This window comes from Chryseobacterium oranimense, assembly GCF_900129755.1.
Lineage (GTDB): Bacteria > Bacteroidota > Bacteroidia > Flavobacteriales > Weeksellaceae > Chryseobacterium > Chryseobacterium oranimense.
On the sequence record NZ_FQWT01000004.1, the window covers coordinates 413,323 to 422,228 of the forward strand.

The following is an 8,906-nucleotide window of genomic DNA, read 5'->3' on the forward strand; positions in this document are numbered from 1 at the left end:
TCTCATGCCGAAAAAAATAATCAGAAATCTTCAGTTTGGAGTCGGGTTATCTTTATTGATCCTGATTGCAAGTTCAGTAGCTTCCTATCTGAGCATACAAAAGCAGATGGACCATCGGGAAAGCCTCTCCAAAAGCCGCAGATCCATTACAGCAGTAAAAGATGTTCTCGTGGCCTTACTGGATGCCGAAACAGGAAACAGGGGCTACCAGCTTACAGGAAGAGAAAGCTTTTTAGAACCTTATAACCGCAGTCTGAATGAATATGGTAAAGCCATAGAACGTGCAAAGGCGCTGGATATCTCAGATAAAAACCAGCAGGAACGTTTACATGCTTTGGAAGAAAATGTTAAAAATAACGTTGATAATTTAAAGCACTTTGTTCAGGACAGGAAAAACGGCATTGTAATGACCCAGCAGCAGATCTTACAAAGCAAAAGCTACATGGACAAATGCCGCCAGATCGTCCGCGACTTTGTACAGTATGAAGAAAGGCAGCTTGAAATTAAAAACAAAGAACTCAACCGTTCATCCAGTACAACCGTTTTATTTATTATTGTTTCGGCAATAGCAGCGGTAGTGGTTACCATATTCTTTTATGTAAAACTGAGGGCAGATCTTCTCCGAAGAGAAAAACTGGAAAACGAATTAAGAGCAAAAGATCTTGAAATAAAAAGACGCGTAAGTGCTATCCGTCAGATCGCAAACAGGGTGGCCAATGGAGATTACAGCCAGAAAGCAGTAGATCATTCGCAGGATGACCTCGGAGACCTGGTAGATTCTCTGAATCATATGACCGATTCACTGAAAAAATCCTTCGATAAAATTAATAAAAGCGACTGGCGCCAGAAAGGGCTTGCATTGCTCAATGAATCTCTGGTAGGAAACAAATCTGTGAAGGAAGTGTCCGACAAATCTTTAAACCAGCTGATAAGTTATTCGAAATGCATCAATGGGGCCTTGTACCTCTTTGATGATGGAATCCTTAAGCTGAATGCCGCCTTCGGCCTGGAAAGTACAATGAAAAAGACATTCGAACCGGGAGAAGGAATGGTAGGCCAGGCTTTTACCAACGAAAAGACACAGGCTTATAACAACCTGAATGAAGAAGATTTTGCCGTAAGTTTTGCAAGCAGTAAAATAAAAATGAACGCCATACTTCTGCTTCCGGTTCATGCAGACGGGCACTGTATCGGTATTATTGAATTAGGATCCGCTTCCGGTTTCGATGAAGACAGGATCAGTTATTTCGACGAATGCAGCAGGAACATAGGAATTGCTTTAAATGCAGCCAAAGGCCGTGAAAAAGAACAGCAGCTTCTGGAAGAAACACAGGCCCAGTCAGAAGAGCTTCAGGTACAGCATTCCGAACTGGAAAATCTGAACACAGAACTGGAAGCCCAGACCCAAAAACTGCAGGCATCCGAAGAAGAACTGAAAGTACAGCAGGAAGAGCTGATGCAGGCTAATGCCGAACTGGAGGAACGTTCAAGAATGCTGGAAGAAAAAAATCACCTTATTGCAGAAAGAAACAGCGAGATCCAGAAAAAAGTGGAAGAGCTGGCACTCAGCACAAAATACAAATCTGAATTCCTAGCCAACATGTCCCACGAGCTGAGAACGCCGCTGAATTCCATTCTTCTTCTTTCAAGGCTGATGGTTGAAAATCCGGATGAAAACCTTAATGAAGACCAGATAGAATCTGCAAAAGTCATTCAAAGCTCAGGAAGCAGCCTCCTTACCCTTATTGATGAGATCCTGGACCTTGCCAAAATAGAATCAGGTAAAATGTCCCTTGAATATCAGGATGTCCTGATTCATGATGTGGTGACAGATCTGAAAAGTCTCTTTAACCCGGTAATCCAGGAAAAGAAGATAAAATTTGAAGTTCAGATAGACAGCGATGTTGAAAAAACAATTGAAACCGACAGGCTTAGAATAGATCAGGTACTGCGTAATCTTTTGTCCAATGCTTTAAAATTTACAGCAGAAGGAAGCATTCATCTGAACATCACAAAAGACCCTAAAAAGAAAAATTTCATCATTTTCAGCGTTAAAGATACAGGAATAGGCATTCCGGAGGAAAAACAGGCCATTATTTTTGAAGCATTCCAGCAGGCGGACGGCTCCACACGCCGCAAATTCGGAGGAACCGGGCTGGGATTGTCCATAAGCCGTGAAATTGCAAGACTGCTTGGTGGAGAATTAACCCTGAAAAGTAAAGTGAATGAAGGAAGCGAATTCAGCCTGATCATTCCTGTAAATGCCGTTTCTGAAACTGTACAGCCTGAAACTGACCAGCATCTTGTGGAGATCATCCGGGAAGATGTAGAAGAAATTCAGAACATTCTGGATAATACTGAGGCCGAACCAGCTATACCCGCTGAAATATTACCCATTCCCGAAGCTATAGAAGATGACCGTGACGGCATTACCGTAGAGGATAAAGTGATTTTAATTGTTGAAGATGATATCCATTTTGCAAAAGCACTCCTCAAATATGCCCGTATGAACCAGTACAAAGGAGTAGTGGTTGTAAGAGGAGATCATGCATTATCCGCGGCAGTTCAGTACCATCCGCAGGCTATTTTGCTGGATGTTCAGCTCCCTGTGAAAGATGGCTGGCAGGTAATGGACGAGCTAAAATCCAATCCCGCCACCAGACCGATTCCGGTACATATGATGTCCGTACTGCAGCTTGAAAGAGAAAGCCTGATGAAAGGAGCTATTGACTTCATCAACAAGCCGATGGCCCTGGATAAAATGACTGATGTTTTCAGAAAAATTGAAGAAGCACTTCAGAGATCTCCTCAAAAGGTCTTAATTGTAGAACACAATGCTAAACATGCCAGTGCACTTGCTTACTACCTGAGTAATTTCAATATTTCATTATCAGTGGAAAATAATGTTGAAGACAGCGTTAAAGCCCTCACCTCCAATGTGGATTGTGTTATCCTGGAAGCCTCAAAAGGGAATGAATACCAGGTTATTGAATCCATTAAAAGCTATGAAGGATTAGAAAATCTGCCTATCATTATTTTTACAGAGCACAGTTTATCCAAATCAGAAGAACTAAAGATCAAGCAGTATGCAGATTCCATCGTCGTAAAAACAGCCCATTCTTACGAAAGGATTTTAGATGAAGTAGGATTATTCTTACATTTGGTGGAAGAAAAAAACAACTCCGTTGAAACGGCAAGGAATAAAGTTTTAGGATCTCTGACTGAAGTACTGAGCGGTAAGAAAATACTGATCACCGATGATGACGTACGGAATATCTTTTCTCTGACCAAAGCCCTTGAAAAATACAAAGTGGAGGTTGTGGTTGCCATGGATGGGAAACATGCCCTGCAGCAAATAGGGGAGCACAAAGATATAGATGTTATTTTAATGGATATGATGATGCCTGAAATGGATGGCTATGAAACCATCAGGGAAATCAGGAAAATGCCTGCTTTCAAAAAGCTTCCCATCATTGCCATTACAGCAAAATCGATGATCGGGGACCGTGAAAAATGTATCGAGGCAGGTGCTTCAGACTATATTTCGAAGCCTGTGGATATTGATCAGTTATTGTCTTTACTGCGTGTATGGTTATATGAAAGTTAAATGATGAATAAGAAAATTTTAATTGTGGACGATGATCCACGGAACATATTTGCACTTAAGCTGACCCTGAAATCCCGCGGATATCAGATAGAAAGCTGTACCAGCGCTCAGGTAGCCATTCAGATGTTAAAAGAAAATGAAATAGACGTGGTTCTTATGGATATGATGATGCCTGAAATGGATGGGTATGAAGCCATAAAAACGATAAGAAATACTCCGTCTATCAGCCAGATTCCTGTGATCTCTGTCACGGCGCAGGCCATGCCGGAAGACCGCCAGAAATGTCTCGATGCGGGAGCACAGGATTATGTGTCTAAACCGATTGACGTAGACCAGCTGATCACCGCCATAGAAAAACTTTCATAATGCTGGAGCCGAGTATTGTAAAAGATGAAGAAGTAGAATACCTGATAAAAGATGTTTATGAGATGTACGGCTATGATTTCTCAGAATACAGCCGGGCCTCTTTTAAGCGCCGGGTAAACCGCATCTGCCTGATCGACAGGTTTACCAGCTTTGCAGAACTCCGGTATACCATCCTCAACGATCCGGACTACCTGAAACGTTTCGTGGAAGAAATAACGGTGAATGTCACGGAAATGTTCCGCGATCCGCATTTTTTCAAAGCGCTCAGGGAGAAAATTTTGCCGCAGCTGGGAACCTATCCGCTTATAAGGATCTGGGTGGCAGGCTGCTCTACCGGAGAAGAAGCATACTCAATGGCCATATTGCTTAAAGAAACCAATCTGTACCACAAATCACTGATATATGGCACAGACCTGAATCCGTCTGTTCTGGAAACTGCACGCTCAGGAGTTTTTCCATTGCATCAGATGAAAACTTACTCTGAAAACTATATTTTATCAGGGGGTAAAAAGGACTTCTCCGATTATTATACGGCCAATTATGACAGTGTAAGATTTGATAAGAGCCTGCAGGAAAAACTCATCCTGTCTACCCATAATCTGGTTTCGGACAGTTCTTTTAACAGTTTTCAGCTGATTATCTGCAGAAATGTGCTGATCTATTTTGACAGAGGATTACAGGAACGGGTCTTTAAACTTTTTGATAACAGCCTTGAAAATTTAGGTTACCTCGCACTCGGCGCAAAAGAAACCCTCAGGTTTTCCAGGCTGGACAGGAATTATCATCAGGTAGACGACCAGAGAATCTGGAAGAAAGCAGAACATATGTAATACGTTTGATCATGGAAACAGCCAATACAAAGACAGAATTAATTGTGATAGGAGGATCTGCGGGAAGCCTTCAGGTTATTCTTGAAATGCTTAAAAAACTAAAGACCGATCTGGCTTTTCCTATTGTTCTTATCCTGCACCGTAAGGCTTATTCCACCAATATTTTGCAGACATTGCTGCAGCAGTTTATTTCCATCGAGGTGGTTGAAATTGATGATAAAACAGAAATTGAGAACAATAAAGTATATGTGGTTCCCGCAGATTATCACCTGTTGTTCGAAAACAAAAATATGATGTCGCTGGATTTTTCAAAGAAAATGAACTATTCGCGTCCTTCCATTGATGTCACCTTTAAATCCGCCGCAGAAATCTATGGTGAAAATGTGGTGGGAGTTCTCCTTTCAGGGGCCAATGCCGATGGAGTGGAAGGTTTGGGATTTATCAAGAAAAATAAAGGAAAAGTCTGGATCCAGGAACCCGAGACTGCGGAAGTGGATTATATGCCCAGACATGCCCTGCAGGAAGTAGACTATGACTTAATTATTAAGCCGGATAATCTGGCCGACTATATCAATCAGCTATAAAAAAGTATAAAACATTAAGATTTAAATAGAAAGAATATGAGTACAAAGAAGATTTTGATTTTTGATGATGATACAACAATTTTAGAGGTTATTACCATCATTTTTGAAGAGAATGGGTATCAGGTCGAAATTTCAGAAACATCTCATGATATTTTGGAAAAAGTTTCCAAATTTCAGCCCGATGTTATTCTTATGGATAACTGGATTCCAAAAATAGGAGGTGTGCAGGCGACTCAGCTTTTGAAAAGCCATGAAGAATTCCGTTCGATTCCCGTTATTTATGTAACGGCCAATAATGATATTGTCAGGCTGGCAGAAGAAGCGCAGGCGGATGACTACGTGGCAAAGCCGTTTAATCTGGATGATCTGGAGGAAAAGGTTGCTAAATATTTACAGAAATAAACAGGCCGGATAATTGGCGGCCATATGAATTATAAATCCTTACATCAACTGTAGGGATTTTTTATGCTTAAACAATTCTTCGGAAGGACTGCTGCTTTATTCCTTCAAAATACCTGATCCTTTCACGGATAAAATCAACGGTACACTTCCCGTTATTGATTTCGGAAATCAGTGCGGATAAAAATAATTTCAATTCAGGAAAAACCAGTATTTTATTTGTAAACGTAGCCGCTATAATCGTTTTTTTCGATACAATATTCTGTGTAAAGGTATATTCATCTTCCAGGTCAATATTTAGATCAAATTCATTGGCTATGCTGAGAGATAAATACCGGTGTATCAGGTTTATATTTTGTAACATATTTTCCATCTTGGTGTATTTACTTAATATACAATAATATTTATGCCAGAAACTGCTTTTTAGATTTTTTTAACTGATATTCAGAGGAAAAGAAAGACAATTCTGACTCCAAAGCCCAATCTTCCCAATCAATTTTAAAAACTATTTGGCAGATTTCTTTATTTTTGCCCAAAAGCTGCTACCCATGAAAAATGTCCTGAGCTGGATATTAATTGTATTTCTTACCGTTTCTCTTTTGAACAACTGCTTCAGTAACAGTGTCCGGAAAGAAACGAAAGAGAGAATCTCATTTCTTGCCAGATTGAGGGAATTATATTCTTCCGGGGATTCTTCCAAATGGCCAAAACCGGTTCTGGACCCCGAAGCCCGACCTTATTTCTCTGACATAGGTCATCTGCCGGACATTCAGTTTCCAAAAGATAATCCTTATTCAGAAGACAAAGCATTACTGGGAAAGACCCTTTTCTACGATCCCCGGCTTTCCAAATCCGATCAGATTGCATGTGCTTCCTGCCATGATCCTGAACTCGGCTGGTGCGATAACCGGACTTTTTCTTTCGGGCACAACAGGCAGCTGGGCACCAGAAACGCGATGAGCATCCTGAATGTAGCCTATGCACGCACCTTGTTCTGGGATGGCCGCGCTGCATCCCTTGAAGAGCAATCGGAAATGCCGATCCGGGACGAGAGGGAAATGAACGGGCATATTGATCTTGCAGCCGGGAAAATTGCGAAGATCAAAGGATATGAACTTCTATTTGAAAGAGCTTTTGGAGATAAAACCGTTTCAAAGGACCGCATTGCCAAAGCTATAGCTGCTTTTGAAAGAACAGTCAGAAGCGGAACTTCCAGATTTGATCAGTTTATCGACGGGAATGCCGCAGTTTTTTCTGATGATGAGCTGATGGGGCTTCATCTTTTCCGTACCAAAGCGCAATGCATGAACTGCCACAGTTCCGGTTATTTTTCCAATAACCAGTTTGAAAATGTAGGAACCTCTCTTTTGGGATCAAAAGAAGAAGATCCGGGCCGGTATCTGGTGACCAAAAATCCGGCAGATGCCGGGAAATTCCGTGTACCGGGATTGCGTGAAGTAACAAGAACAGGCCCTTGGATGCATAACGGATCTATGAAAACCCTTACGGAAGTAATCCGGTTTTACAGCAGAGGAAATCCTGAGCATTCCCAAAAACGGACAACAATTCACGAGGGAATAACACTGACTTCTGAAAAATCTGGTTTTGTAAGGCTGCTGGAACTTACTGATGAAGAAATTGCACAGCTGGAAGCATTTCTGCATACTCTTTCTTCAAAACCGGAAACAGTAATACCGCCTGCACTGCCCCAATAATCATAAAAGAACATTTAACCGGAATGTAAAGCTTTTTTGCTACATTTATATTCATCAATCAGCAATACACATGACTTATGAATATTGAACTTTTTTCAAAGAATGCTTTGGTAGGAGCAGCTACCCAGGGAATAGGAGCGGGAATAGCTTTAGAACTCGCCAAATGTGGGGCTAATGTAACCGTAATGGCACGCAACGAAGCCAAACTGAAAAATATAGTATCTTCATTGCCTATCGTCGGTCCTCATCAGAAGCATCGGTATCTGGTAGCCGATTTTTCCAATTTTGAAGCCTACAGAACAATTATTTCTGAATATTTCAGCAGTCATTCTATAGATATTCTGATCAACAATACCAATGGTCCGGAACCGGGCCCGGCACTGGATAAAAAGGTGGATGATTACCAAAAAGCATTTGATTTACTTTTTAAAACCGTGTGCGAAACCACATTGCTGGCTCTGCCTCATATGATAAAGCAGAAACACGGACGCATCATCAATGTTTCTTCACTTTCTGTAAAGGAACCGATTCATAATTTATCACTTTCAAATTCTATCCGGTCAGCGGTAATAGCCTGGGCGAAGACCCTGTCCATTGAAGTGGCACAGCATCAGGTTACCGTTAACAATATTCTCACAGGATATTTTGATACTGAACGTATTCAGAATCTTATCCGCCATGAATCCCAGCAGACCGGAAAGTCTCAGGACGAAATAAAAAAGGCAAGAGAAAATAAAATTCCTATGAAAAGATTGGGAAGAACTGAAGAGTATGGTCATCTGGCAGCCTTTTTAGCATCAGATTATTCAGCTTATCTTACCGGAGCGAGTATTCCTTTGGACGGAGGATTGAATAATACGTATTAATTAAGAAATTAAGAAATTAAGAAATTAAGAAATTAGTTGTGGTATAAAACAAGAACAGTAGCAGATTAGCTTTGTTGATTTGGTTAAGCGTCCTTTTATCCATTCAGCTTCATCAGCGATGCAGTCGATACCTTTGCCTTCTTACAATTTAGCACTCTCTAAAAAAGCTTTGCGTTTAAAAAAATACAGAATTTTTCAATAAAAACATCAGGGATACAGGAATAACAGGAAACCGAATCATAATTGATTGGGAACAGGAAATTTAAACTGAAAATGATTTTTGTATACCTATGTAATAATTCCCCGATCTGGGTTGTCTTACTATGTATTGAAATTACATAGTATATGAAAAACTGGTCTTTTAAAAAGTGGAACACCGTTTTAGGATGGGTGATTTTTACCATTGCACTCATTACATACGGCTCCACCATGGAGCATTATCTGAGTTTCTGGGACTGTGGCGAGTATATTTCTTCTGCGGTAAAACTTGAAGTAACGCATGCTCCCGGAGCGGCTTTATTCCAGATTGTGGGTGCTGT

General features: G+C 40.9%; 9 protein-coding genes. 8 read left to right on the forward strand and 1 reads right to left on the reverse strand.

Annotation, left to right across the window (positions count from 1 at the left end):
- Positions 1-4: 4 nt before the first annotated feature.
- From BUB03_RS14845 to BUB03_RS14865, 5 genes are read left to right on the forward strand one after another with little or no spacing between them, the layout of a single operon-like run.
- Positions 5-3,607, forward strand: a complete 3,603-nt coding sequence (locus tag BUB03_RS14845; protein ID WP_073064550.1) for a response regulator — start codon at positions 5-7, stop codon at positions 3,605-3,607.
- Positions 3,608-3,973, forward strand: a complete 366-nt coding sequence (locus tag BUB03_RS14850; protein ID WP_073064553.1) for a response regulator — start codon at positions 3,608-3,610, stop codon at positions 3,971-3,973.
- Positions 3,973-4,803 (forward strand): CheR family methyltransferase, encoded by an 831-nt coding sequence (locus BUB03_RS14855; RefSeq protein WP_073064564.1) that lies wholly within the window; start codon positions 3,973-3,975, stop codon positions 4,801-4,803. Before BUB03_RS14850 ends, BUB03_RS14855 begins: the two co-directional genes overlap by 1 nt.
- An 11-nt stretch (positions 4,804-4,814) precedes the next feature.
- Positions 4,815-5,387 carry a chemotaxis protein CheB gene (locus tag BUB03_RS14860; RefSeq protein WP_073064567.1) on the forward strand — a complete coding sequence of 191 codons (573 nt, stop codon included), beginning with the start codon at positions 4,815-4,817 and terminating at the stop codon, positions 5,385-5,387.
- Positions 5,388-5,423: 36 nt separating this feature from the next.
- Positions 5,424-5,789, forward strand: a complete 366-nt coding sequence (locus BUB03_RS14865; RefSeq protein ID WP_073064570.1) for a response regulator — start codon at positions 5,424-5,426, stop codon at positions 5,787-5,789.
- 67 nt (positions 5,790-5,856) lie between these two features.
- Here the strand turns inward: BUB03_RS14865 and BUB03_RS14870 are convergent, their stop codons facing one another.
- Positions 5,857-6,150: a hypothetical protein gene (locus tag BUB03_RS14870; RefSeq protein ID WP_139258868.1), complete on the reverse strand. Its 294-nt coding sequence runs from the start codon at positions 6,148-6,150 to the stop codon at positions 5,857-5,859.
- A 184-nt stretch (positions 6,151-6,334) separates the two neighbouring features.
- On the opposite strand from BUB03_RS14870, the gene BUB03_RS14875 reads away from it, so the two are divergent.
- The 3 genes from BUB03_RS14875 to BUB03_RS14885 all read left to right on the forward strand — a co-directional run.
- A complete protein-coding gene (locus BUB03_RS14875; RefSeq protein ID WP_073064572.1) occupies positions 6,335-7,501 on the forward strand; it encodes a cytochrome-c peroxidase in 1,167 nt (388 codons plus the stop codon).
- A gap of 77 nt (positions 7,502-7,578) precedes the next feature.
- Positions 7,579-8,367, forward strand: coding sequence for an SDR family oxidoreductase (locus tag BUB03_RS14880; RefSeq protein ID WP_073064575.1), 789 nt, complete (start codon positions 7,579-7,581; stop codon positions 8,365-8,367).
- A gap of 345 nt (positions 8,368-8,712) precedes the next feature.
- Positions 8,713-8,906 (forward strand): protein O-mannosyl-transferase family (locus BUB03_RS14885; protein ID WP_139258870.1); only part of this gene is annotated, 194 nt, incomplete at its 3' end.

Coding starts and splice junctions, on each gene's coding strand:
- BUB03_RS14845 (WP_073064550.1), top strand. CDS start 5: ATGCCGAAAAAAATAATCAGAAATCTTCAGTTTGGAGTCGGGTTATCT.
- BUB03_RS14850 (WP_073064553.1), top strand. CDS start 3,608: ATGATGAATAAGAAAATTTTAATTGTGGACGATGATCCACGGAACATA.
- BUB03_RS14855 (WP_073064564.1), top strand. CDS start 3,973: ATGCTGGAGCCGAGTATTGTAAAAGATGAAGAAGTAGAATACCTGATA.
- BUB03_RS14860 (WP_073064567.1), top strand. CDS start 4,815: ATGGAAACAGCCAATACAAAGACAGAATTAATTGTGATAGGAGGATCT.
- BUB03_RS14865 (WP_073064570.1), top strand. CDS start 5,424: ATGAGTACAAAGAAGATTTTGATTTTTGATGATGATACAACAATTTTA.
- BUB03_RS14870 (WP_139258868.1), bottom strand. CDS start 6,150: ATGTTACAAAATATAAACCTGATACACCGGTATTTATCTCTCAGCATA.
- BUB03_RS14875 (WP_073064572.1), top strand. CDS start 6,335: ATGAAAAATGTCCTGAGCTGGATATTAATTGTATTTCTTACCGTTTCT.
- BUB03_RS14880 (WP_073064575.1), top strand. CDS start 7,579: ATGAATATTGAACTTTTTTCAAAGAATGCTTTGGTAGGAGCAGCTACC.